The organism is Smaragdicoccus niigatensis DSM 44881 = NBRC 103563 (assembly GCF_000380645.1).
Classification (GTDB): Bacteria; Actinomycetota; Actinomycetes; order Mycobacteriales; family Mycobacteriaceae; genus Smaragdicoccus; species Smaragdicoccus niigatensis.
In genome coordinates this window covers 794,796-818,058 of the sequence record NZ_AQXZ01000018.1, presented here as the reverse complement: position 1 = coordinate 818,058, position 23,263 = coordinate 794,796, and the positions used below count along the sequence as shown (strand labels likewise).

Annotated in this window: 24 protein-coding genes; 12 read left to right on the top strand and 12 right to left on the bottom strand. The window is 66.1% G+C overall.

Annotation, left to right across the window (positions count from 1 at the left end):
• The first annotated feature begins 47 nt into the window (after positions 1–47).
• From F600_RS0120190 to F600_RS30725, 8 genes are read left to right on the top strand one after another with little or no spacing between them, the layout of a single operon-like run.
• On the top strand, positions 48–1,211 hold the full coding sequence (locus F600_RS0120190) for an NAD(P)/FAD-dependent oxidoreductase (RefSeq protein WP_018162465.1): 1,164 nt from the start codon (positions 48–50) through the stop codon (positions 1,209–1,211).
• Positions 1,208–2,092 carry an RNA polymerase sigma-70 factor gene (locus F600_RS0120185; protein ID WP_018162464.1) on the top strand — a complete coding sequence of 295 codons (885 nt, stop codon included), beginning with the start codon at positions 1,208–1,210 and terminating at the stop codon, positions 2,090–2,092. The genes F600_RS0120190 and F600_RS0120185 overlap by 4 nt, the downstream gene beginning before the upstream one ends.
• Before the next feature lie 27 nt (positions 2,093–2,119).
• Entirely contained in the window at positions 2,120–3,025 is a 906-nt protein-coding gene (locus F600_RS0120180) for a patatin-like phospholipase family protein (RefSeq protein ID WP_018162463.1), read from the top strand.
• Between the two features lie 8 nt (positions 3,026–3,033).
• Positions 3,034–3,627: an acyltransferase gene (locus tag F600_RS0120175; protein ID WP_040631885.1), complete on the top strand. Its 594-nt coding sequence runs from the start codon at positions 3,034–3,036 to the stop codon at positions 3,625–3,627.
• Between the two features lie 8 nt (positions 3,628–3,635).
• A complete protein-coding gene (locus F600_RS29170) occupies positions 3,636–4,721 on the top strand; it encodes a glycosyltransferase family protein (protein ID WP_040632163.1) in 1,086 nt (361 codons plus the stop codon).
• Positions 4,718–5,926: a lipopolysaccharide biosynthesis protein gene (locus F600_RS29165; protein WP_156024696.1), complete on the top strand. Its 1,209-nt coding sequence runs from the start codon at positions 4,718–4,720 to the stop codon at positions 5,924–5,926. Before F600_RS29170 ends, F600_RS29165 begins: the two co-directional genes overlap by 4 nt.
• Positions 5,919–7,016 carry a glycosyltransferase gene (locus F600_RS0120160; protein WP_018162459.1) on the top strand — a complete coding sequence of 366 codons (1,098 nt, stop codon included), beginning with the start codon at positions 5,919–5,921 and terminating at the stop codon, positions 7,014–7,016. Before F600_RS29165 ends, F600_RS0120160 begins: the two co-directional genes overlap by 8 nt.
• Positions 7,013–7,582 carry a Wzz/FepE/Etk N-terminal domain-containing protein gene (locus F600_RS30725; protein ID WP_018162458.1) on the top strand — a complete coding sequence of 190 codons (570 nt, stop codon included), beginning with the start codon at positions 7,013–7,015 and terminating at the stop codon, positions 7,580–7,582. The genes F600_RS0120160 and F600_RS30725 overlap by 4 nt, the downstream gene beginning before the upstream one ends.
• Here F600_RS30725 and F600_RS31930 read toward each other — a convergent pair.
• The gene (locus F600_RS31930) at positions 7,502–8,797 is read right to left on the bottom strand and encodes an O-antigen ligase family protein (protein ID WP_018162457.1); all 1,296 of its coding nucleotides are present in this window, start codon (positions 8,795–8,797) and stop codon (positions 7,502–7,504) included. The two genes, F600_RS30725 and F600_RS31930, sit on opposite strands and share 81 nt — an antisense overlap.
• A gap of 66 nt (positions 8,798–8,863) precedes the next feature.
• Here F600_RS31930 and F600_RS31925 point away from each other — a divergent pair, with 66 nt between their 5' ends.
• Positions 8,864–9,826: a class I SAM-dependent methyltransferase gene (locus F600_RS31925; protein ID WP_040631880.1), complete on the top strand. Its 963-nt coding sequence runs from the start codon at positions 8,864–8,866 to the stop codon at positions 9,824–9,826.
• A 1-nt stretch (position 9,827) separates the two neighbouring features.
• On the opposite strand, the gene F600_RS0120140 is transcribed toward F600_RS31925, so the two are convergent.
• Genes F600_RS0120140 through F600_RS0120130 form a run of 3 tightly spaced genes read right to left on the bottom strand, consistent with a single transcriptional unit; the run spans position 9,828 to position 12,353 of the window.
• A complete protein-coding gene (locus tag F600_RS0120140) occupies positions 9,828–10,484 on the bottom strand; it encodes a TVP38/TMEM64 family protein (protein ID WP_040632157.1) in 657 nt (218 codons plus the stop codon).
• Positions 10,485–10,494: 10 nt separating this feature from the next.
• Complete coding sequence (locus F600_RS0120135; RefSeq protein ID WP_018162454.1) at positions 10,495–10,860, bottom strand: DUF2784 domain-containing protein; 366 nt, start codon at positions 10,858–10,860, stop codon at positions 10,495–10,497.
• Positions 10,860–12,353 (bottom strand): glutamate-cysteine ligase family protein, encoded by a 1,494-nt coding sequence (locus tag F600_RS0120130; RefSeq protein ID WP_018162453.1) that lies wholly within the window; start codon positions 12,351–12,353, stop codon positions 10,860–10,862. Before F600_RS0120130 ends, F600_RS0120135 begins: the two co-directional genes overlap by 1 nt.
• A gap of 190 nt (positions 12,354–12,543) precedes the next feature.
• Between F600_RS0120130 and F600_RS0120125 the strand changes: the two genes are divergently transcribed.
• The 3 genes from F600_RS0120125 to F600_RS0120115 are packed head-to-tail and all read left to right on the top strand — an operon-like array spanning position 12,544 to position 15,712.
• Entirely contained in the window at positions 12,544–13,410 is an 867-nt protein-coding gene (locus F600_RS0120125; protein ID WP_156024695.1) for a neutral zinc metallopeptidase, read from the top strand.
• A gap of 35 nt (positions 13,411–13,445) precedes the next feature.
• Complete coding sequence (locus tag F600_RS0120120) at positions 13,446–14,201, top strand: NRDE family protein (protein WP_018162451.1); 756 nt, start codon at positions 13,446–13,448, stop codon at positions 14,199–14,201.
• Positions 14,198–15,712, top strand: coding sequence for an HD domain-containing phosphohydrolase (locus tag F600_RS0120115; protein WP_018162450.1), 1,515 nt, complete (start codon positions 14,198–14,200; stop codon positions 15,710–15,712). Before F600_RS0120120 ends, F600_RS0120115 begins: the two co-directional genes overlap by 4 nt.
• Here the strand turns inward: F600_RS0120115 and F600_RS0120110 are convergent.
• From F600_RS0120110 to F600_RS0120075, 8 genes are all read right to left on the bottom strand, one after another.
• Positions 15,702–16,925 carry a cytochrome P450 family protein gene (locus tag F600_RS0120110; RefSeq protein ID WP_018162449.1) on the bottom strand — a complete coding sequence of 408 codons (1,224 nt, stop codon included), beginning with the start codon at positions 16,923–16,925 and terminating at the stop codon, positions 15,702–15,704. The two genes, F600_RS0120115 and F600_RS0120110, sit on opposite strands and share 11 nt — an antisense overlap.
• A gap of 20 nt (positions 16,926–16,945) precedes the next feature.
• Complete coding sequence (locus F600_RS0120105; protein WP_156024694.1) at positions 16,946–17,713, bottom strand: DUF1295 domain-containing protein; 768 nt, start codon at positions 17,711–17,713, stop codon at positions 16,946–16,948.
• Positions 17,710–18,966, bottom strand: a complete 1,257-nt coding sequence (locus F600_RS0120100; protein WP_018162447.1) for an SAM-dependent methyltransferase — start codon at positions 18,964–18,966, stop codon at positions 17,710–17,712. Before F600_RS0120100 ends, F600_RS0120105 begins: the two co-directional genes overlap by 4 nt.
• Positions 18,963–20,234 carry an SAM-dependent methyltransferase gene (locus F600_RS0120095; protein WP_018162446.1) on the bottom strand — a complete coding sequence of 424 codons (1,272 nt, stop codon included), beginning with the start codon at positions 20,232–20,234 and terminating at the stop codon, positions 18,963–18,965. Before F600_RS0120095 ends, F600_RS0120100 begins: the two co-directional genes overlap by 4 nt.
• Positions 20,231–20,950: a DUF1365 domain-containing protein gene (locus F600_RS29145; RefSeq protein ID WP_040631878.1), complete on the bottom strand. Its 720-nt coding sequence runs from the start codon at positions 20,948–20,950 to the stop codon at positions 20,231–20,233. Before F600_RS29145 ends, F600_RS0120095 begins: the two co-directional genes overlap by 4 nt.
• Positions 20,944–22,203 (bottom strand): NAD(P)/FAD-dependent oxidoreductase, encoded by a 1,260-nt coding sequence (locus F600_RS0120085; RefSeq protein WP_018162444.1) that lies wholly within the window; start codon positions 22,201–22,203, stop codon positions 20,944–20,946. Before F600_RS0120085 ends, F600_RS29145 begins: the two co-directional genes overlap by 7 nt.
• A 227-nt stretch (positions 22,204–22,430) precedes the next feature.
• Positions 22,431–22,787, bottom strand: a complete 357-nt coding sequence (locus F600_RS0120080) for a hypothetical protein (RefSeq protein WP_018162443.1) — start codon at positions 22,785–22,787, stop codon at positions 22,431–22,433.
• Positions 22,788–22,814: 27 nt separating this feature from the next.
• Complete coding sequence (locus F600_RS0120075) at positions 22,815–23,243, bottom strand: DUF1622 domain-containing protein (protein WP_018162442.1); 429 nt, start codon at positions 23,241–23,243, stop codon at positions 22,815–22,817.
• Positions 23,244–23,263 lie beyond the last annotated feature (20 nt).

Below are 23,263 nucleotides of genomic sequence, written 5' to 3'. Positions count from 1 at the left end.
CCCCTCCGCTGGTGTCTTGATTCCGACACCTCGAGAAAGGGAGTGCTGTGAACACCTCAAACCGTGTGAAAACCGAAAACCGCCCACACGTCATCATCGTCGGCGCCGGATATGCGGGAACGATCGCGGCCAACAAGCTCGCGTCGAGTGGCGACGTCACCGTCACGGTCATCAACCCGCGGCCGGACTTCGTCGAGCGCATCCGACTGCACCAGTTCGTCGCCGCGACTCACCCGGCCGTCCGTCCGCTGGCGGACGTGCTGTTGCCCGACGTCGAGCTCGTGATCGATTCCGTCGCTCGGATCGGCACCGACTCGGTCGACCTCAAGAGCGGGGGACGACGCACGTTCGACTACCTGATCTACGCCGTCGGATCGCATTCGAGGTACCTCGCCGGGTCGGAGGCGGCCTACTCGGTCGCCGACTTCACGGCCGCGACCGCGCTCCGCAAGCGCATCGACGAGCTCGGCGAGGGTGCCCGAGTGAGCGTCATCGGCGGCGGCCTCACCGCGATCGAGGCGGCCAGCGAACTCGCGGAAGCCAAGCCCGGACTTCGGGTTTCGCTGTTCTCGGATCGCCCGATTGTCGAGTCCTACCCCGAGCGCAGCCGTCGGTATGTCGAGCAGACGCTCGTGCGCCTCGGCGTCACGATTCAAATCGGTTCGTCGGTCGAACGCGTCCACGCCGACCGCGTCGTGCTGAGCGACGGCACCGAGCACGCGAGCGATTGCACGATCCTCGCCGCGGGCATGACCACTCCGGACCTCGCGCGGGACAGCGGCTTCACCGTCGACGACATCGGCCGGGTGCGGACCGACGCGTCGCTGCGGTCGATCGACAACCCGCGGGTGTTCGCGGTCGGCGATGCTGCCGCACTCCCGGTGGAGGTCGGGACCCACATCCGGATGGCGTGTGCGACCGCGATTCCGACCGGTGCGCACGCCGCCGACTCGATCCTCGCGCAGATCGCGGGCGACGACACCGACGTGTTCTCGCTCGGCTACCTCGGCCAGTGCGTCAGCCTGGGACGGCACGCGGGAATCCTGCAGCTCTCGCATCGCGATGAAACGGCGAGCGGGTTCGCGTTCAAGCGCGGCACCGCGGCGAAGATCAAGGAGTCGATCTGCAAGGGCACGGTCACGTTCCTCACCAAGCCGCGCTTCGTGGCGTGGGTGCGCGGGCCGAAGACGGGGGAGATGATCAACGCATGAGCGACGACTCCGCTGCGACCTTCGCGCGGTACCGGCCCCTGCTGTTCTCGATCGCCTACGAGATGCTCGGATCGGCCGCTGATGCCGAGGACGTCGTCCAGGAAAGCTACCTGCGCTGGGCGAACACCGATCGGTCGACCATCGAGAACGAGAAGTCGTACCTCACGCAGATCGTCACGCGGCAGTCGCTCAATCACATGCGGACGCTGGCCCGGCGTAAGGAGACCTACCTCGGGCCCTGGTTGCCCGAGCCGATCGGCACGCAGGACGACGCGAGCACCGATGTCATCCTCGCCGAGTCGTTGTCGTTCGCGATGCTGCTGGTCCTGGAGTCACTGTCCCCAGCCGAGCGCGCGGTTTTCGTGCTTCGGGAGGTGTTCGATTACCCGCATTCGGACATCGCCGAGATGCTCGGGAAATCGGATGCGGCAGTTCGGCAGCTTGCGAGCCGCGCGCGCGAGCACGTGACGCAGCGACGGAAGCGCTTCGACGCGGACCAACAGGTCGCGCAGAACGTGCTGGGTGAGTTTCTGACGTCGGCGGCAACCGGCGACGTCGATCGCCTCGTTGAGATGCTGACCGAAGACGTCGTCGCGTACTCCGATGGTGGTGGTCTGGTGAGCGCGGCCCGGCGCCCGATCCATGGCGCCGACAAGGTCTCCCGGTGGATGGCGGGTGCAGCCCGAAAGGGCGGCGCGGCGGCCACGATCGAATTCGCGCACGTCAATGCGCTGCCGGCGGCGTTGGTGAAGATCGACGGGCAGATTGTGTCGGCGATCCTGGCCGACGTCGAAGACGGCAAGATCAGCGCGCTGTACTTCGTGGCCAACCCCGAGAAGCTGTCCTTCGCTGACGCCTTACAGCCGGTCTCCCGAGTCTGAGGAACTCCGCGGAACTAGGCTCGGTCCGTGGAATCTGTCATCGAGGTGTTGGGGACCCGGGCGCACCGGGTCCCGGACCGCTTTCGCGTCGTCCTCATCATCGAGGGTGGCGGAGCACGCGGAATGTTCACTGCGGGAATGTGTCTGGGTCTGGAGGAAGTCGGGCTGCAGAACGCTTTCGATGCGGTCTACGCCACGTCGGCGGGTGCACTGAACGGTGCGTGGTTCCTGTCCGGGCAAGCCGTCGACCGGATGCCGCTCATGGCCGACGAGAACATCCTGGCGCGCGTGATCGACCCGCGCCGAATGCTGTGGGGGAAGCCCGTCTTCGACACGTATCACCTGATCCATGAGGTGTATGACAAGACCTGGCGGCTCGACACCAACGCGATCCTGTCGCACCGGACGTCGTTCCATCCGATCGCCACGAACGCGAAGACCGGCAAGCCCGTGGACCTGCACACCAAGATCAAAGACAAGAAGACCCTGCTCCACGCCCTGCGGGCCGCCTGCAACATCCCGCTTCTCGCCGGTGCTCCGCTGAAGTTCGCGGGCGAGAAGTACGTCGACGGCGGCATGAGCGAGTCCGTTCCGATTCGCACGGCGATGATCGGCGGCGCGACCCACGCGCTGGTGTTGCGCACACTCAAGGACGGCGAGATCGAGGCACCGGGTCCGTGGCTGCAACAGAAGATCGGCGACACCTACATGCGCTGGAAGGCTCCGGGCGCGTACCGAACGTGGCAGCACAAGCCGGAGATCAATGCGCTCGAAGAGCAGTACTTGGTCGACCTGGGGCCCGCGGTGAAGCAGGTCCGACCGCCCGCCGACGCACTGTTCGTCGACAGTGCCGAACGGAATCCGGAGGTCCTCACCCAAGCGCTCGAGGTTGGGCGGAAGACCGTCGTCGAACTTTTGGGCGGTCTGATCTAATAGGCGACATGTTCGAGGGGCACCCTAACCGCGAGTTATGGGCGCCTCGACGAGGTGGATTCCGGGACCTCATTGCGCGCAAGTGGCAGGGCATCGGAATGGTTCTGTTCAATTCCATCTGGACGTTCATTCCCTCGCACGCTTTTCGCCAGGCGATGCTGCGACTGTGGGGCGCCACGATCGGACGCGGTTCGTCGATCCTGCGGGGCACGACCGTGCTGGGAATCAGCAACCTCGTCATCGGCAACAACACGACGATTGGCTTTCGGTGCGTGCTCGACGCGCGCCGCAGCGTGGTGATCGGAGACAACGTCGTAATCGCCAGCGATGTCCATCTCATCGGCGGTGGACACGACATCAACTCACCCGATTTCGCAGCCTGGGCGGTGCCGATCCGAATCGAGGATTATGCGTGGCTGGCCGTCCGGTCGACGGTCGTCGCCGCCACGATCGGACGCGGAGCAGTGGTCGCTGCGTGTGCGCTCGTGCTGGAGGATGTCCCGCCGCTCGCGGTTGTCGGCGGTGTTCCCGCCAAGCAGATATCGACCCGCGATGGTGACGCTCTCCAGTACACCGTCGATTACCGCCCCCTCTTCCAGTGAGTGCGTGGGTGACTGAGTCGGCGCTGCGTGAGCACACCCTCGTCTACATCGCGCCGCACGTCGGGTCCGGGGGACCCGGGGACTACGCAACGGGCTTCGTCGAAGCGGCCCGTCCCTACTTCGGCGACGTCGTCGAAATTCGGCATCGGGGTCCAGGCGGAGACACCGTGCGTGATGTCCGGAAGGCTCGAGCCCAGATCCGCGACGTCGTCGCCGCTTTTGGTACGGACCGGACCATCGTGCACGGCGAACTGAGCGGCGGGTCACTCGTGCCGTTCTGGGCGCTCCCGACCGACCCGGACATCCGAGTCACCGCGACACTTCACGACGCGCCGCGCCCGGTGTGGCAACCCTTCCGGACGCCGGCGGTCGCTCGAACTCGGGGCGCGTTTCACCTCGTGCAATTCCCCGTGGACCGCTGGGTTCGGCAGCTCGAGAGTCGCCGAATGCGGAACACGTCGGTGTTCGTGCTGAGTACGTGTGGCAGCCGAAGTGCGCAAGCGATGTTTCCCGACTGGCGAGTCATCGCCACGGAAATCTACGTTCCGCCGCGCGGTGACCTGCCGCCGCCGAGCCAGCGCCCGCTCGCGGTGGGCATGTTCGGCTACGTCTACCGGGGTAAGGGCTTCGACGAGCTCACGCGTCTGCGCGAGTTGATCGATCCGGCGGTCGAAATTCGGATCGCAGGGCGCGGGACCGAGGCACTGCCCCCGATGGACGGAGTCCGTGTCCTCGGGGCCGTCGAAGGAGCGGCCGAAGACGAATTCTTCGGTTCGATCCGGATGCTTCTGGCACCCTACGGAGCACGCAGCCTTTACGGCGGCTATGCGGTGCCCGCGTCGGCCACGGCAGCGCGCAGCCTGGCCTATCTGACGCCGGTCGCCGCCTACGCCGAGGGGGCCCTCGCCGAGCTCGCCGCCACCGGCGCCGCGCAGGTCGTGCCGCCCAAGCCCGAGAACCTCGCTGCGTGGGTGAACGCTTCGATCGCCAACGGGCGGCTTCTCGACGAGATGTCGCAGGCAGCCCGCACAACGCGAACCGTTCGCGCCCCGGACCGCGTGATCGGCGACTTCGTGCGCGAATGGTCGCGGTGAGTACGCCGCCGCGGGCAAGCCTCCGCGATCGCATCACCGCGGCTCCCGACTTCGGCAACCTCGCCAAGACCGGGGTGTCGATGGCGTGGATGGTTTCCGGCCGCGGACTGGGCCTGGTGTGGACCGCGGCCATGTTGGCGTTTCTCGGTCTGAACGACTACGGCCGCTACACGATCGCCACCGCGCTCAGCGTGATCATTGCGCTGACTGTCGATCATCCGTTCAACGTCCGGGCCGTCCGGGTCGACGAAGAAGCCTTCGTCCGAGAACGCGCGACTCGAGCGCTCGTCGGTGTGGCGCTGGGCGCGGCCTCGATCGGGTCCTACCTGCTGGGTGGCGGCTATGTCGTGACGTTCGGTCTGGCGTTTGCCGGGGTGGAGATCCTGCTGGTCAGCGTCATGAGCCGCGCGACCCGAAGGGGTGACCCGCGGCGGCTGACGCGGGCGACGGCCCTCCGGCAGGCGGCATCCGTGGCCTCCGGCCTCGCGGTGCTGGTCGGGGTGCCCGAAGCGACCCTCGAGCAGGTGACCCTTGCCTATCTGATGCCGATGGTGGTCGCTGCGTGCTGGGCGATTCCGCTGGTCAGGGGAGTCAAACCGGCCTGGCCGGGCCCATTCCGAACCGCGGCGATGATGTCGTTCGAGAACTTCGCGAACGGCGTCTACCTGCAGGGCGACGTGCTGCTCGTCGGTGCACTCGCCGGGGACCGCAGCGCGGGAATCTATGCCCTCGCGAGCACGATCGCATGGGCACCGACCGCCATCGGACAGTTCTTCGGGCAGACCTACCACGAATCGCTGCGCAACAGTCGAGGCCATCTCGCCGGCGGTCCCTCGATTCGGACGACGGCTCTGCTGGCCTTCGGCGCGGGAGCGCTGGTCCTCGGTGTCGCCGGAGTCATGGCCGCGTACTCGGCCGAGCGATCGCTCGTGGACGCGACGGCGATCATGGCCGTCTTCACGGCTTTGCGCGTGGTCTCGTGGGTGCGCACGGTGGCGCTTTTCATCCAGGAACGGGATGGCACGCGAGCGTTGTCGAGCGCCGTTGGTGCGGCGCTGAAGCTGGGTGCGATCGCTGTTTTGGTGTGCTGGGTCTTTCCCACGGGCTGGTCGGCTCCCGCAGCCGCGCTCGGCGCGGTCATCGCCGAGTCGGTGGTCTTCGTGTGGCTCGTCCGGGCATCGCGGGGAGTGCGTGCGGATGGCTGACCGGACCGCGGTTTTTCTGCTCTCTAAAGACCCCGAGAACGACCACGGCGGCGATGTCACGCTGTCCCGGGCGTTGGTCCGGCTCGCGCGCGAGGTGACCGCCGTCCGCGTCATCTGCCTGTCCCGAACGGACGGCTCGACCGACGGTGTCCTCCGAGTTCGCAAACCGGCCGTCCAGACACCATCGTTGGTGTGGCAGAGCCTGCGAACGCGTCGCTCGCTGATCCACACCCGTTTTGATCTGCCGCAATTGCGTGCAGCGGTCGAATCGACGCACGCCGACGTCTACGTCACCGACCACAGTTACATGGCGGAGTCTTACCTCGCGTCCGGGCGACGAGCGACGGGGCGACTGGTCGTCACGACCGGAGTCTCCGAAGCCGACGTGTGGCGAGCCACCCGCCACCTCGCCCTCGCGCCCGAGGCACTGCGCCTCGCTCGTGACGAAGTCCGGGTCGCGCGTGCGGCGAACATCGTCGGGACGTTCGACGCCGAGGAAGCGGTGCGATACCGCGCCGCCGGAATCCGCGACGCACGCTGGCTGGACGTGACTCTGGCACCGGGCAAGAAACTCGACCTGACACACAGCGGACCACGGCTCGTGTTCATGGGCTCGCGGGACTGGCGCCCGAATGCCGAGGCTCTCGACGTTCTCCTCGACGCGTGGCCGAAGATCTCGCACGGTATTCCGGGTGCGGAACTGACGATCATCGGTCCTGGGAGCTCGGACGGCAGAATGCTTTCGGACGGCGTCGTCGATGGAGGTTTCGTCAGCGATCTACCGGCGTTCTTGAGTACGTGCCGCGGTTTGGTCGCGCCGATCGTCACCGGTGGCGGAGTTCGGGTGAAGATGCTCGAAGCGGCCAGTCACGGTCTACCGGTGATCGGCACGTCGGCTGCACTTGGATCGCACGGCGGCTTGCTGGGGCTCGCACCGCGGGACGCTAGCGAGGAGTTCATTGCGGGGTGTCGGTTGCTGCTGATGGACCGAAGCGCGGCGGTGACGGCCGGTGCGGAGATTCATGCCCGTAATGCCGAACGATGGCATTCCGGGATTCCGCACCGAGCCGTCGAGGGGCTGGTCACATGAGCTTGGCGGTCACTGACTACGCCCGCCTGCTTCGCGACCGATGGCGGATGGTCGCACTGGTGACCCTCGTCGGGATAATTGCCGGGATCGCCGTGGCGATGATCCGCGATCGACCGGTGTCGGCGTCGGTGGATATCCAGGTTCCGTTGTATTCGGCGGGCGGCAGTCCGTCCGCGGTCGAGTTGGCCGAGGAACGGCAACGGGTGCGCAAGTACGTCGAATTGGCCCGCAGCGAGCAGGTGGCCACGCCGGTGGCGCGGCAATTCGGGATGAGTGCGGAGGATGTCCGGTCCGCAGTGGCCGCGTTGTCCGCGCCTGATGCGGCGATGTTCCGGCTCACCGCCTCCGATCCAGACCCGGTTCGGGCCGTCGCCATCGCGCAGGCCGTGTCGTTCAAGGTGGTCGCTGCGGGACGGGCGGACCACCTGTGGGCGACCTTCGTCAAACTCGACGAGCGGCCGCCGGCGCGTGTGGTCGTGCTCGGCTCAGCGGGTGTGGCCGGCGGGATCGCGGGCTTGATCGCGAGCGTCTTCGTCGTCGCCTGGAGTGACCAGCGCCGGAAGTGACTCGTCGTCGCCTCTCCGCGACAGGTCGGCGACGAATGCGAGGAGCAGTGCGAACGCGGACACACTGACCGGGTGGGTGACGATCGGGTGATCGAGTTCTGCGCCGACGACGATGAATCCGATGAAGCCGGCGCCCAGGATCGCGGCATCCCACTGTCCAGACCGAATCGCTCGGTAGCTGATGACCAACGCGAAGGCCAGGACCACGCAGAACGCCAGCCCGACGACGATCCCACCGCGGTACGCCGCGACCAGGGGAGCGTTCGCCACGTAGTTGGTGATGTAACCAGTCGTCGGATCCCAGAACTGTTTGCGACCCCAGCCGACGCCGAACAGCCAATGGCCGTTCATGACCTGGGGGTAGTCGACGAGCGCCTGCCAGCGCGCGGACGATCCAACATCGCTCGACGTGAACGAGCCGAGGATGCGCGCGCGGACTGCGGGGACCGCGAAGGCGGCGGCCGCGCCAGCGAGGAGCGTTCCACCAATGGCGAGTCGTGCCGTTCGGCCGCGGCTTTGGAACACGATGAGGACGATCGCTGCCGCGATTAGCGACAAGCCGATCGCCCGGCTCACTGTCAGGCCCGTTGCGGCGAGCAGGAACACCACCAGACCGGCACGAAGCCAGCCCGTGTAGGCGACGACGGCGATGAGCAGCGCCACGAGCAGCAGAACGGCCGCGGAGTTCGGATGGCCGAACGGCCCGGTCAGCCGGTGGATGCCACGATCGGCGCCCGTCGCATAGATCTCGCTCGAGAAGACGCTGGCCGGGTAACCCAGGATTTCGAACGCTCGGACGACCACGGCTGGCAGCGCGGAGAACATCTGCAGCAGGCCGACCGCGGCGCCGACCGTGGCACCGCCGACGAACCATCGACCGCACTGCATCAAGCGTTCTCGGCTGAGCCGCAGCAGGATCACCGTGATCGACGTCGCGGCGTCCCATTGCACAAAGAGTCGCAGGTCCATCAGGCCGCCGATGTTCGCTGCCGCCGAGAACGCGGAAACTCCGATGAGCGCGACGATCGCGACCTCGATCGGGAGCACCCGGTCGACATCAGGTCTGCGGGTCAGGGCGGCCAGTGCGATGGCTGCGGTCAAACCCAGGACGACGGGGACACCCAACCCGGGCACCTTGGCGAGCGGAAACGCGCCAAGCGCGAAACCGAGGCCATTACTCAACCACCATGGCCGCCGGAACCGCTGCATGGCCATGAGTATGCTCCAACAAAATCAGTGAGCGACGACGGGTCGGGAGCGAATGATTTCACCGGAGATGGCATGAAGGCGGTCCTACGCCGACTCATCCCTGCATTCGACCTGGTCCTGTGGCTTCCCGCGTTGCTGAGCGCGCTGGTGATGCGAGTGGTCCGTCGGATCGGCCTCGGGCGGATGCCGCTGGTCGGACGAGCGTTGTCGTCGGTCGGCGTGACGCCGGCAGTGCGCCGATACTACGACCCGTTCTTCGACGAACGACAGGCGATCTATCCGCTGGGCACGGTTCGCGAACTCCCGGGAATCGATCTCGCGACCGAGCGGCAACTCGGGTTGCTCGCTGAGTTGGACTACGCGGACGAGTTCGTGGCTGCGCTCGCCAACCAGGACGCGCACGCTCGCATGTTCAGCTTTGACAACGACTTCTACGGAGCGGGCGACGCCGAACTGCTGTACGCGATGATTCGGCGGTTGCGCCCGCGAACCATCATCGAGGTCGGCAGCGGCAACTCCACGCTGATCGTTCGCCTCGCGCTGGCGGCGAACGAGCGCGACGACGCCGGTTACCGGTGCCGTCACGTGTGCATCGAGCCGTTCGAAGCTCGGTGGCTTCCCGAAACGGGCGCCGAGGTCATTCGCGAACGGGTCGAATCCGTCGATCGCGGGTTGTTCGACCAACTCGGCCCCAACGACCTTCTCTTCATCGATTCGTCCCACACGATTCGCCCGCAAGGCGACGTCGTCGTCGAGTATCTGGAGATTCTTCCGCGACTCGCTCCCGGGGTCATCGTGCACATCCACGACATCTTCACCCCGCGCGACTATCCGCGGGAGTGGGTCGTCGGGCGGCGCGACATGTGGGACGAGCAGTACCTCGTCGAGGCGTTCCTGACCCACAACTTGCACTGGGAAGTCGTGCTCGCGACGAACCATCTCTACCGCGATCACCACGCAGCGCTCGCCCGGGTGTGCCCGTATCTGCGGCCCGGCGAACACCCGTCGTCGATGTACCTGCGGCGAACCAGCTGAACTATTCCTCGTGCACCGGCGTCTTCGCGTCGACCACGAGGCCGATGACGCCGACGATCGTGCACACGGCAACCGCGGCGAACATCTTGAGGCTGAACCCGGTGAGGATCGAGTCGCCGACGATGACCCCGGCGACCGTCGTGGGGATGACTCCGAAGAACGTCGCCACGGTGTACGGGACGCCGTGCAGACCGGACAGTCCGCACAAGTAATTGACCGGCGCGAATGGCAGAGCGGTGAGGCGAATCGATAGGACCGCGAGCCAGCCTCGACGCTCGAGGTGATGGTCGATCGCGGTCATCGTCTTGTGGTCGGGCAGGTGTTCGACGACCCATTCGCGGCCGAGGTAGCGCACGAGCAGGAAGGCCAGCGCGGCGGCAACGGTCGTGGCGGTGACGGCGAGACAGACGCCGAGAACCGGTCCGAACAGTAGGCCGGCCGACACGGTGAAGGCCGTCCGGGGGATTGGCGGGACGGTCAGGATCGCGTAGGCGAGAAAGAACAGGACGGGACCGACAGGCCCCAACTCCTCGACTCTGGCGTGCAGGTCGGCGGGCTTCGGCAGATCCACGAACAGCACCAGAAGGACGAATCCGGCGAAGATCGCGCCGAGGGCGAGCAGTCGCCGATTCGCGCTACTCGACCGCTGCTTCGCCACGCCGATCACACTAGCTTCCGGCCACACGCTTTCGCCGATAGACGAATCCGACCCACGACACCACGACCACGACGAAGACCAGAATGCGAACTTCGACGAGCATGCTCTCGGGGTAGATGACGCCGGTCAGGTAGTGATCGATGAACCCCGAGGGCGGCAGTCGCTGTTCGCCGGCCTTGTGGCGCGACCAGTTCTCCAGACCCGTGAGTGGGCAGTCGATGCCGATGAGTACGGTCGAGAATCCCCACGCGGCCGCGATGAGGTGCAGCCAGATGGTTCGCCGCCACCGCCAGGCCAGATATCCACCGACGACGACATACGCCACGAAAGTCAGGTGAACGACCACCGTGGCGTCGGCCAGCAGCCGATAGCCCATCACCAGGTCCAGGTGTGCACGGGTTCTCCGGCGTGCATGAGTTCCATGTAGGCACGGAGCATTGCCGTCAGTGCTTGGTCACGCGTGTCGCCGGCAGCCTCGCGGGCGACGACGGCGCCGCGCTGCCAGGTCGCGCCACACTTCTGGGCGATGCAGCGCTTTTCGATGATGCCGAGGTAGCGGTCGCGAACCTCCGGATCGACTCCGTACGCGTCGAGCCCGGCGTGCGCGAGTGGAAGCAGCTTGCGCAGCACGAGTTCCTGCGGACTGACCCATCCGAAGTCGGGCCAGTACAGCTGCGAGTCGAATCCCCGCTGCGCACCGGACCGCAGGTTGTCCGCGGCGGCGTCGAACGACATCCTCGCCCAGATCGGTTGCTCCGCGTGGACCAGGCTGCGGAGGACGCCGTAGTAGAACGCCGTGTCGGCGAGGATGTCGACGACCGTGGGTCCCGCGGGCAACACGCGATTCTCCAGGCGCAGGTGGTGCCGCCCATTGGCGATGTCGTACACCGGCCGGTTCCAGCGGTAGATCGTCCCGTTGTGCAGTTTCAGTTCGGCGAGCGATGGCGGTTCACCCCGGGACAACATCTCGCGCGGGTCTTCGTCCGTGCACACCGGAAGCAGCGCGGGGAAGTAGCGGGAGTTTTCTTCGAACAGATCGAAGATCGAGGTGATCCAGCGTTCGCCGAACCACACCCGCGGCCGGACGCCCTGATTCATCAATTCCGGCGGTCGGGTATCGGTCGCCTGCTCGAACAGGGGAATACGAGTCTCATGCCACAGTGCGCGACCGAGCAGGAACGGCGAGTTCGAGGAGATCGCGACCTGCACGCCCGCGATCGCCTGTGCGGCGTTCCAGTAGGCAGCGAACTGATCGGGTGCGATCTGCAGGTGCAGCTGCGTCGATGTGCACGCGGCCTCGGGCAGGATCGTTTCGCAGATGGTGTTCAGATGTTCCGGTGCGGATCCCGGGAGTGCGACGCCCGCGATCCGGAGTTCGATGTCCTCGCCGCGTGCGGCCAGGATCTGTTCGCTGAGGAGGTCGTACCGCGGGTTGGTCGAAATCCACTGCTGCTCGAAGTTGGACTGCTTGAGAGTCGGCAGCATTCCGATGATCGCGAGGTGCCCGCCGACCGTCCGCGCTTTGGAATCGGCCGCATTGAGCGAGCCACGCAGCGATTCCTCCACCGTGCGGAGATTGTCGCCGCGAATCGGGGTCGGCGGGAGGTTGATCTCGATGTTGAACTGACCGAGTTCGGTCTGGAAGTCCGGGTCCGCAATCGCGCTGAGCACCCGCTCATTCGCCATCGCCGGCGCCATGTCCGAACCAACGATGTTGAGCTCGACCTCCATGCCGACCTGCGGCTCGCCGGCTTCGAACTGGCCCTCGGCGAGCATCGTGCCGAGGGCGTCGAGGCAGTCCCGGACCTTCGCGCGGAACTGCTGTCGGTCCCGTCGGGTGAAGGTGCGCTGTTCGACCTTTTCGCCCATATCTTCGACGGTACTGGGGGATTGGCGGGTAGTTACCACTTCGGCACCAAGCGCCCCGAATATCGGTCGGGGCGTAACGATCCGGCATATTCGCGGGGCGTTGGGTTGCGATAGAGGAACTTTCGGCCGGGCTGCGCGGCGGGTTGAACACGATGTGCTGAACCAACCGACCCAACCGAACGAGGGAACGATGAGGACGTTAGGAACGGCCGCCGCCTTAGCTGTCGCTATTGGCATCGCTTCGTCCGGAGTCGCACACGCCGCCGCCAGCAGCGGCGATGTCAACACGGTGGCGAAGGCGGCCGAGGATGTGGTCAACAAATACTGGGCGGCCAACTTCACCGCACTGTTCGGGGGGACTTACTCGCCGCCGAAGGTCATCGGACCGGGCAATGGCGGGAGCACGGTGTGCGGAAACGCCGGTTCGAATGACGCGATGTATTGCGACGGCGACGACACGATCTCGTTGGGCGCCCAGTTCCTGAGCAAGGCGGACACTCTCGGCGACATCTGGATCTACGACGTCGTAGCGCACGAGACCGGACACGCGATTCAGCAACGCACCAACAAGGTGTTCAGCGAACTCGGCGCGGAATGTTTTTCGGGCGCGGCGCTCGGCGGGAGCGCGAAGACCACCCCGGCGATCGCGAATGGTTGGGATGACATCGTGGCCGTCGAGAAGACGGTGGGGGACAGCCACGCCGCCACCCGGCCCGGCGATCACGGCACCGCCGAGCAGCAGTTGAATGCGTTCCGCCTGGGCTGGAGCCAGGGTCCGAAGGCGTGCACGGACGCGGCCGCGCTGTATAACGCCCCGCCGAGCACGAAGCCCGCGCCGGATGCCACGACCGATCCGACCCCCGTGCCGACCAAGCCGCCGGTGACGGACCCGGCTCCGCAACCGTCGACGGACCCGGCACCGAAACCTGAGCCTCCGCAACCGGCGCCCGTAGCGCAGCCGAGCGTCGTGCCGACCCAGCAGCAGGTCCAGCAGCCGACGGTCACCACCGCGGTCGAACCCAATCCGATCCTCGAGGTCTTCAACTCGTTGAGCTGACGTCGGGCCGTCCCGCCGTAGCGCACAATCGGGGTATGTGCCTCATTCTGACGGCGTGGGATGCACACCCCGAGTACCAGCTCGTGGTGGCGGCCAACCGGGACGAGTTCTTCGCGCGCGAGTCCGCGCCGATGGCGTGGTGGGAGGATCAGCCGATCCTCGCTGGTCGCGATCTCTCGGTGCCCAACGGCGGCACGTGGTTGGCGCTGGCCCGGACTGGACGCTTCGCGGCAGTGACGAATGTGCGGGACTTCGAGCGTCAGGTCCCGGGCGCACGGACGCGCGGTCAGTTGCCGGTGCGCTACGTCGTCGGTGACGATTCGCCCGGTGCGTACCTCCACAGCATCGAGGGCGAGCACTTCAACGGCTACAACCTCCTGGTCAGCGACCTGAACGAACTCTGGTGGGCGAGTAACTGGTGGGGCGAACCGACCAAGCTCGACTCCGGCATCTACGGTCTCTCGAACGCCGCGCTCGATACACCGTGGCCCAAGGTGACCGAGGGCAAGCGCATGTTCACCGACGCGCTCGAGGCAGACGATGTCGAGGCTTTCTTCGCGTCGCTCGCCAACGACACCCAAGCGCCCGACGACCAACTGCCGGACACCGGAATTCCCCTCGAACTCGAACGTCTCGCGTCGTCCGCGTTCATCGTGTCGCCGGACTACGGCACCAACGCGAGCACTCTGCTGCGCGTCCGCCACGATGGCACGTTCGACGTCGAGGAGCGGCGCTTCGCGGTCGGACAGGAAACCGGTCGGGTGCGATTCGAAGGCCGGGTGCCCGCGTGACCGTTCGCCTCGCGGAGTTGGTCGCCGGGTTGAGTGTGGCCAGCGATCTGGGAAAGGGCCTGACCGACGGTCAGGGCTTGCGATCGACGATCCTGGCGATGCAACTGGCGGACGAGATCGCGCTCCCCGAAGCCGATCGTGAAGCGTTGTACTGGGTCGGACTGCTGCGGTTCGTCGGCTGTACCGCCACGGCGAGCGAAATGGCCGAAGGGCTCGGCGACGAGATCGCCGTCAGCGCTGCCTTTGCGGCGGCCGACACCAAAGACATCCGAGACGCTCTGCGACGCGTGGTCGGGCTCGTCGGCAAGCGGCCCGACAAGGTAGCGAGTTTCGTCGCGAAGGTCCCGAGCATCATTGCCGAGCACGAGACTGCGAGTTGCGAAGTCGCGCAGGTGATTGCCACACAGCTGGGACTGCCCGAAACGGTGTCGGACGCGTTGGCTGCGGTGTTCGAGCGCTACGACGGAAAGGGAACCCCGGGCCGGCGCAGTGGCAACGACATCCCGCTCGCCACCCGGGTCTGGCAATTGGCGCACACGATCGACGTCCTGGCCGAGACCGAGAGTGCCGGTGAGATCGCGAAGCAGTTGATCCACCGGGCCGGTTCGGCGCTCGATCCGCACCTGGCCCGCGGAGTCGCGGCTCGACTCGAGTGGCTCGAAGGGCCGCGGCCAGCGGCAACGATCGCGGCGGTGCTCGATGTCGAGCCGACCCCGCATCGCACGGTCGAGGACGCCGGTCTGGACTCGGTGCTCGCGGTATTCGGCGAGATCGCGGATCTGAAGTCGCCCTATTTCCGCGGGCACTGCGGGCGGGTGTCGGAACTGGCCGCGCGGGCGGCGGCTGCGGCTGGCTTCTCCGGCGCCGACATCACGCGGGTCCGCCGCGCCGGTCTGGTCCAGGACGTGGGCCGGGTGGCGGTGTCGTCGCGTATCTGGAACCAGGAGCGGCCGCTGAGCGAGGGCGAACGCGTGCACGTCGAGTCCCACAGTTACTACACGCAGCGCATTCTCGGTCGGGTTCCCGCGCTGTCCGAACTGGCCGACCTGGCCTGCGGACACCATGAGCGCAGTGATGGCAGCGGCTACCATCGACAGCTGTCCGGAACAGCGTTGTCGCCGCTGGCGGCATTGCTCGCGGCCGCCGAAACGTACGTGACGTGGGGCGAGGAACGCCCGCATCGAGTGCCCCTCACGACCGCGGACCGGCATCGACAACTGCGCGAACTTGCGCGCTCGGGTGCGCTACCTGAGGACGCGGTCGACGCCGTCCTGGCGGGTGCTGGCGAGACTCCATTGCCCACGCGCCCGAAGGCCGGGTTGACCGATCGCGAACGCGAGGTTCTCGAGGTCGTGGCGCAAGGCCTGACGAACGCGGCGGCCGCGCGCCGGCTCGGTATCTCGGCGAAGACGGTGAACACGCACCTCGAGCACGTGTACTCGAAGCTCGGCGTCTCGACCCGGGCATCAGCGGTCGTCGCCGCGACTCAGCGCGGCTGGATCAGCGTTTAGTCAGTCGCACGGGCAGGTTCTCCATGCCGTGAATGAGGAATCCCGGCCGCCACTGCGGTTCGAAGGCCGGCTCCGCGAGAGTGATGTCGGGGAAGCGCTCAAGGAGCGCGGTGAACGCGATCTGGCCTTCGAGTCGCGCGAGCGGCGCCCCGAGGCAGTAGTGAATGCCGTGGCCGAAGGCCAGGTGGCCGCCGGTGTCTCGATCGATCTCCACGATAGCGGGCGAGGCAAACCGGTCCGGATCGCGATTCGCGGCCGAGAGGGCGATGAACACGATTTCGCCGGCCGGGATTTCCTTGTCGCCGATTGTCAGCGGTGCGGTGGTCACTCGGGTGAGTGCCCAGTTGACCGGCCCGCTGTGGCGAAGCAGTTCTTCGACCGCGGCCGACGCGTGAGCCGCTGGGGCAGAGAGCAGTTCGGCGTACCGGTCTCGATCGCGCAGCAGGGCGTACGTACCGTTGGCGATGAGGTTGACGGTGGTCTCGTGGCCGGCGACGAGCAGGAGGAAGGCCATCGAGAGAAGTTCGAGTTCGGTGAGACGGTCCCCGTCGCTCTGCACGGCCAACGCGGAGAGAAGATCGCTGCCGGGGTTGGCGCGTTTCGCCGCGATGAGTTCCTGCAGGAAGGTCGCCATCGCGAACCCGGCGGCCTGCCGGTCTTCGATGGTGCCCGGCCCGCCGACGAGCGTGTGACTCCAGGCGCGGAACCGGTCCCGGTCCGCGTAGGGGACTCCCAGCAGTTCGCAGATCACTGAGACCGGCAAGGGGAAGGCGAACTCTTCGATCAGATCGATGGGTTCATCAGCGCGGCTGGCCATCGCGTCCACGAGTCCCGCGGTGATCTGTTCGATCCGCGGACGCAATGCCGCGATGCGCCGACTGGTGAATTCCTTGCTGACCAGATGCCGTAGTCGCGTGTGGTCCGGCGGATCGCTGGCCAGCATGTGGGCCGTGAGGATGTTGTTGGCGTCTCCGACGTACGCGGTACCGCCCTTTGCCTCGACCGCGTCCTTGATGAGCGCCGGTGACCGAGACAGCCGCGGGTCGGACAATGCGGCGCGGGCTTCGGAGTACCCGATGATCACCCAGCCTGCCCAGCCTTCGGGTAGCAGGACGCGATGAACGGGCCCACCCGCCCGCCAGCGTTCGTGGTACGTGTGCGGATCGGTGAAGAAATCCTCCCCGACAACCTCAATCGCATCGGCAGCGGTCACAATTCTGACCGTACTCGCAGTTACCGCGGTCTTCCCGGGATGAAGCCGGGCGTCCGGCGGATGTATTCCGCGTAACCCGGCCGGTCCGCGAGATGCCGTTCGAGCAGATCCTTTCCCGACACTCGAACGAGCAGGACGGTCAGGACGATCGGCGAGGCGATCGCCAGAAGAACCGTGGGACCCGCCGTGACCGCGATGACAAACAGGCCCCACCACATGCACGCCTCGCCGAAGTAGTTCGGGTGCCGGGTATATCGCCACAGTCCGCGGTCCATGACCTGGCCGGCATTGGCGCGGTCGAGTTTGAACGCACGAAGCTGTGCGTCGCCGACGGCCTCGAAGAAGAACCCGACGAGCCACAACCCGACGCCGATCACCGACCACCACGGCAACCCTCGCGTGCTGCTCGCACTCAGCTGAATCGGCAGGGAGATGAACCAGATCAGAAGCCCTTGCAAGAGATAGACGCGCGAGATGATGGCGACCACCCGCGAGCGCCGCGATTTTGCGAGAAGTGCTTCATAGCGGGGGTCTTCGCCGTGACCCCGAGATCGGACGCCCAGGTAGACCGAAAGGCGCAATCCCCAGGCCGCGACCAGCACCGCGATCAGCCAATTCCGCGCACTGTCGCCGTCGCCGAGCAGCGCCGATGTGACGGCCACCAAGGCGAATGCCACACCCCACGCGACGTCGACCACGTTGTGGCGTCGCAGCCGTTCCCCGACGAGGAACGTCACACCGAGGACGATCGCCACGACGGCGAGGTTGGTCAAGAGCACGACAGTCATCGCACGTGCCATTCCGGAGTCGGGGGCGGCGTTCCGCCGGGCTTGACGGACAGGATCTGGTCAACGCCCATGCGGCCGTCTTCGAAGGCGAGCGATCCGCCGACGAGGTAGAGCCGCCACACGCGGGCGACCTCCTCGCCGACCAGTCCTACGACTCGGTCCCAGTTGCGTTCGAAGGTGTCGTACCAGGCATCCGCCGTGCGCGCGTAGTGCTCACGAAGAGCCTGCACGTCTCGAACTTCGAGGCCGGCGTCTTCGATCATGGCCACCGTCTCACCGACCGGCCGCATGTCCATGTCCGGTGCGATGAACGCTTCGATGAACGGTCCGCCGCCCGGTTTCGAGCGACGGGACATCTGCTGGATGAGAACCCGGCCGCCCGGCTTCAGGAGGTCCGCGATGCGCGAGGTGAAGGCAGGGTAGTTACCGGCGCCAACGTGCTCGCCCATCTCGATTGAGGACACCGAGTCGAACTGACCATCGGGAATGTCGCGGTAATCCTGGCGCCGCACCTCGACGAGCCCCTGCAGGCCTCGTTCGCGGATGCGGGCCTGCACGTACTCCTGCTGCTGTTCGGACAGCGTCACCGCCAGAACGTTTGCACCGAAGTGCTCGGCTGCGTGCAGTGACAACGAGCCCCACCCACACCCGATGTCGAGGTGCCGGGTACCCCGGCGCATACCGAGCTTGCGGCAGATGAGATCAAGCTTGTCGCGCTGCGCGTCGGCGAGTGAGTAATCCGGATCGTCGGACCGCCAGTAACCGCATGAGTACGCCATGGATTCGTCGAGGATCAGTGAGTAGAACTCGTTCGACAGGTCGTAGTGGTGAGCGATGACCGCAGCGTCGCGGCGCTTGCTGTGCAGTCGTCCGCGAAGATGAGCCTGACTCACGGGCGGTTCAGGCCGCGGTCCGATCGCGCCCCACATCATGAGTTGCGCGAGTAGACGGGCAATCGGCGGCTTCTGCTGGATTGCCCCGCGGATGAGCCGAAGTCCGCCGCGCAAGTCGCCGTGGAAGTCGATCTCACCGGTCACGTACGCCTGCGCGACAGCGAGTTCGGGTGGTGCCCAAAGTAACCGGCGGAGCGCTTGGCGGTTGGCGAGGACGAGCGTCGGCGCGATGTCGGGTCCGGCGATGGCGCCGTCCCAGGTTTGAATCCGGATGGGCAACTGCCCGCCGAAGGTCGGTGCGAGCAGAGCCGCGATGGTGTGCGCCGCACCGCCCGCCGGGCGTGTACCGAGGTCGGTCATCGGGTGCCTTCCAAGAGGAACTGCTGGACGTCGAGGTACCCGGATTCGAATCCGGCGCGGGCGTAGCACAGGTAGAACTGCCACATCCGGCGGAACACCTCGTCGCCGAAGACCGTCGAATCGGCAGCGTCGAAGCGTTCTCGCCACAGTCGGAGCGTGGCCGCGTAGTGCGGGCCGAACTCCAGACGATCGGTGATCCAAAGACTGGTGTGACTGCGGAGGGTGCGCGCGATCGCCTCGGTCGACAGCAGCAGTCCGCCGGGGAAGATGTATTTCTGAATCCAGGTGTAGGTGTGGCGGGTGGCTTCGAGCCGGTCATCCGGCATGGTGATGGCCTGCAGCCCGATCTTGCCGCCGGGCGCGAGCAGGCGATCGAGAGTCGAGAAGTACGTGGGCCATTGGTCGTAGCCGACGGCTTCGACCATCTCGACCGAGACGATCGCATCGAATTGACCAGCCACGTCGCGGTAATCCTGCAGTCGGACCTCGACGCGGTCGCCGACGCCAGCCTCCGTGATCCGCTGGCGGGCCAACGACGCCTGCTCCGCAGAGAGCGTCACGGTCGTCACGTGTGCTCCGCGCTGAGCGGCCCGAAGCGCGAGTTCGCCCCAGCCCGTTCCGATTTCGAGCAAGCGAGTGCCAGCGCCGACCACGGCTCCGTCGAGGAGGCGGTCGATCTTCGCGTGCTGCGCCGGGATGAGATCGCTCCAGGAGGCCGCCAACGGATCGTCGAACAGCGCCGACGAATAGGTCATCGTCGAATCGAGAAACGACGCAAACATGTCATTGGACAGGTCGTAATGTGCCGCGATGTCCTCTCTCGCCGCGCGCCGCCAGTCGCGGGTCTCGAGCGGACTGTGTCGTACCGCGAAACGGCGCAGCCGCTGCCACGAAGCGGGAACGAGCGTCGCCACGTTGGACGCGAGAATCGTCAGCACCGCAGTCAGGCTCTCCGCATCAGCCGTGTACCACTCGCCGGCCATGAATGACTCTCCGAATCCGATGAGTCCATCGCGACCAAGACGTGCGTAGAACGCCTCGGGGTTGGTTACGAAAATCGTGGGGGAGTCCGACGATCCGCCGCCCAAGATCTCACCTCCAGGCAGTTCGATGCGCAGCGGCAGGCCCTGGACCGCGTGGCGGACCAGTATCCGCGCGATGGAACTCCGCCAGGTGTAGCGCGGAACCCTGGAGACGTCGGGCCAGTTGGTCGTCGCGGCGACCGGGTCCGATGGCCGGCTGGTCGTCGTTACGGCGAGGTCGGTCACGGGCGGACTCCTTCGGATCGTCGGGATCGGGGGTGGATTTCAAGGCCCTTGCGCCACAGGGTGATTCCTTGACGTCGAATGCGTGCACTGGTCAGCAGTGCCGTGCCGATCGCAAGGGCCGCAGCGATGTTGCGCGTGGTGATCGGGACGCGTTCGCCCGTGACGACGGCGACGAATGGCGGTTCGCCGCGGCGATGCAGATTGACGCTCAACAGCAGCGATGCGGTAGGCAACGGCGAGTGGATGCGGTACTCACCGGAGATGTCGTAGAACGGCGAGACGTAGAGACGCTTGCTCGTCTCCGACTGGTCGTTCGCGTCGGGGCGTAGCAAGTACCGCTGCCGGTCGCCGTAGGTGTTGTGTACTTCGGCGATGACGGCGACCGGATCGTCGCCGCGGTGGCAGTAGAACACCGTGATCGGATTGAACGAGTAGCCCAACTGGCGCGGAGTGGTGAGCATTCGGATGGTCAATCCGGTCGCATCGATACCGGAGTGGCGCAGAAACTCGCGCACATTGGTGCTGATCGACGCGTTCGGGTCGCCGCAATAGTCGCGAGACTCGAACCGGACCACCGATCGGGCTGGCGGCGGTAGTTCGTCGAGGTGGTCGACGTCGACCAGCCACCAATAGCCGCGATAGCTGAATTCGTGCTCCACAGGGTGCCTCCGACGATGGCGAATACGGGTGCGGTACAGCGCGATCGAGCTCACCATCGGGCCCCCAAGGCGCGGGCGGCAGCCAATCCGGAGCGCGCTCCGTCTTCGTGGAAACCCCAGCCGTGGTACGCGCCCGCGAACACCGTCCGTCCGGTGTTCAGCTCGGGCAGTCGCCGCTGCGCGGCAACCGAGCCGGGAGTGTATTGCGGATGTGCATACGACATTTCGTCGTAAACGGACGTTGGGTCAACCGCATCGTCGGCGGCGTTGAGGCTCACGAGGAAGCGGTTCGGAGATTCGATCCGCTGGAGACGATTCATGTCATAGGTGATGACCGGCGGCTCGTTCACCGCGCCACAGCTCGAACTCCAGTAGTTCCAGGACGCGCGCGCCTTACCGATCATCGGAAGCACGCTTTCGTCGGAGTGAAGCCGCACGGAGTTCGGTGAGTATTCGAATGCCCCGAGGACGTCGTGTTCGAGTTCGGTCGGATCGGCGAGCATCGAGAGTGCTTGGTCGGGATGGGTGGCGATGACGACGGCGTCGAAGCTTTCCGGCGGTAGGTCCGCAGTGCGGATCTCGACCCCGTCCTCCTTGCGGATCACGGTCGCGACCGGGCTGTTCAGCCGGATGTCCGGTAGGACGCCGGCAATCCGGTTGACGTACTCGCGGGAGCCGCCGACCACCGTCTGCCACTGCGGTGATCCCCAGATCCGCAGCATGCCGTGGTTGTCCAGGAACGAGAACAGGTAGGCGGCGGGGTAGTCGAGCGCGATCGATTCCGGGCATGACCAGACGCACGAGACGAGGGGGATGGCGAAGTGGTCGACGAAGTACGGGCTGAATCGGTGCTCGTCGAGGAATTCGCGCAACGTCTGAGTCGGTGCGATCGGCGCGGCCACCAGTGCCCGCGCCGCGCGATGGAAGCGGGGAATCTCGGGAAGCATCCGGAGGTAGCGACGGTTTCGCCGCGTGCGTGAGCTGGGAAAGAGTCCACCGATTTTGCGGGCGCCGGCGTACTCGAGCCCGCAGCCGCTGCACGTCACCGACATCGACATCTCGGTCGGTTGGGTACGGACGCCCAACTCGTTGAACAGCCGCACGAGCGTCGGGTAGGTCGTTTCGTTCATGACGATGAAGCCTGTGTCGACGACGTCGGTACCCCCGTCCGGGCGCTCGATGACGTGGGAGTGTGCGTGTCCACCGAGGCGGCCGTCCGCTTCGAAAACGGTCACATCGGCGGTGCTGCGCAACGCCCAAGCGGCGGTGAGTCCGGAGACTCCGCTGCCGATGACGGCGATTCGTGTCATGCCGATTGCCTTTCTGTTGGAAGAAGCCCGGCTGCTCCCCTCGACCAGCCGGGCCCGGTCCAACCGCTTGAGCCGGAGCTCATGCTTCAAACCTATGCAAAACCTATGCAGAGCGAAAGGGCGAATTTTTCCAGCCGGGCCCGGAAGGCATGCCGAAGGTGCCAGAGGGCAGGTCGAATCAGCTCTGGATCGTCAAAGACGGAGCACAGCTTGGAGGGCGGGCGGGCTTACCCGAGAAGTGCGAAAGAACCGGCGACGGCGTAGATTGCCGCGATGCCTCCGATGACGAGCGCGCCCTTACCGGCTCCGTGCCGGCTCCCGAACACGAGGGAGATCACGTCGACTGAGTCGACGAATATTCCGGTGGCCACCCCGAATTGGCGTCCCATGGGGTCCGATTGCAAAGCCGACGCGGCCACTGCGACCTCGCGGATGGCGAACAGTCGTGCCACTGCGTCGCCGTCGTCGGCTGCGCCGACTCCGAGGCACCGATACACCAGCCGAGGACGAACGAGGATTCCGAAACCCGCGGCCGCACGGGTGACGCCGAGGAACCGAACCAGACGATCGTGGGTTGGATTCATGACGCCTTTCCGTTCACCCGACCTGGGCTAGTTCGGCGTCGAGGATTCGGCGGTGACCGTTGGCTGCTGCGACGATTTGCGCGCGGCCTGTGCAAGGACCTGGGGGCCGGTGACGAGCGCCTTCTTCCAGGGTGTGACGCCGTCGATCTCCGTTTCGATGGACACGCTCAGAACGGTCCGGATGAGCACGATCAACCCCAGGATTGCGGCATCGGTGAGCGACGGTGTGGAGGTGATGGTCTTGACAATGTCTGCCGCGACCAGCAGTTCGAGCCCGAGCAGGATCGCCCCGCCGAGCGAATGACGCAGCACGTCGAAGGCCCCGGCGCCGTCGCCTGTTCGCTTCCAGGTCTGCGCCGCGAGAACGAAAGCAAAGAGAAATCCGATAACCATCGACAGGACGCCGAGCACTTCGAAGGATTCTGTCGTCAACTCGAAGAATCTGGGAGTTTCCATGACGGGTTCCTGTCCGGAAT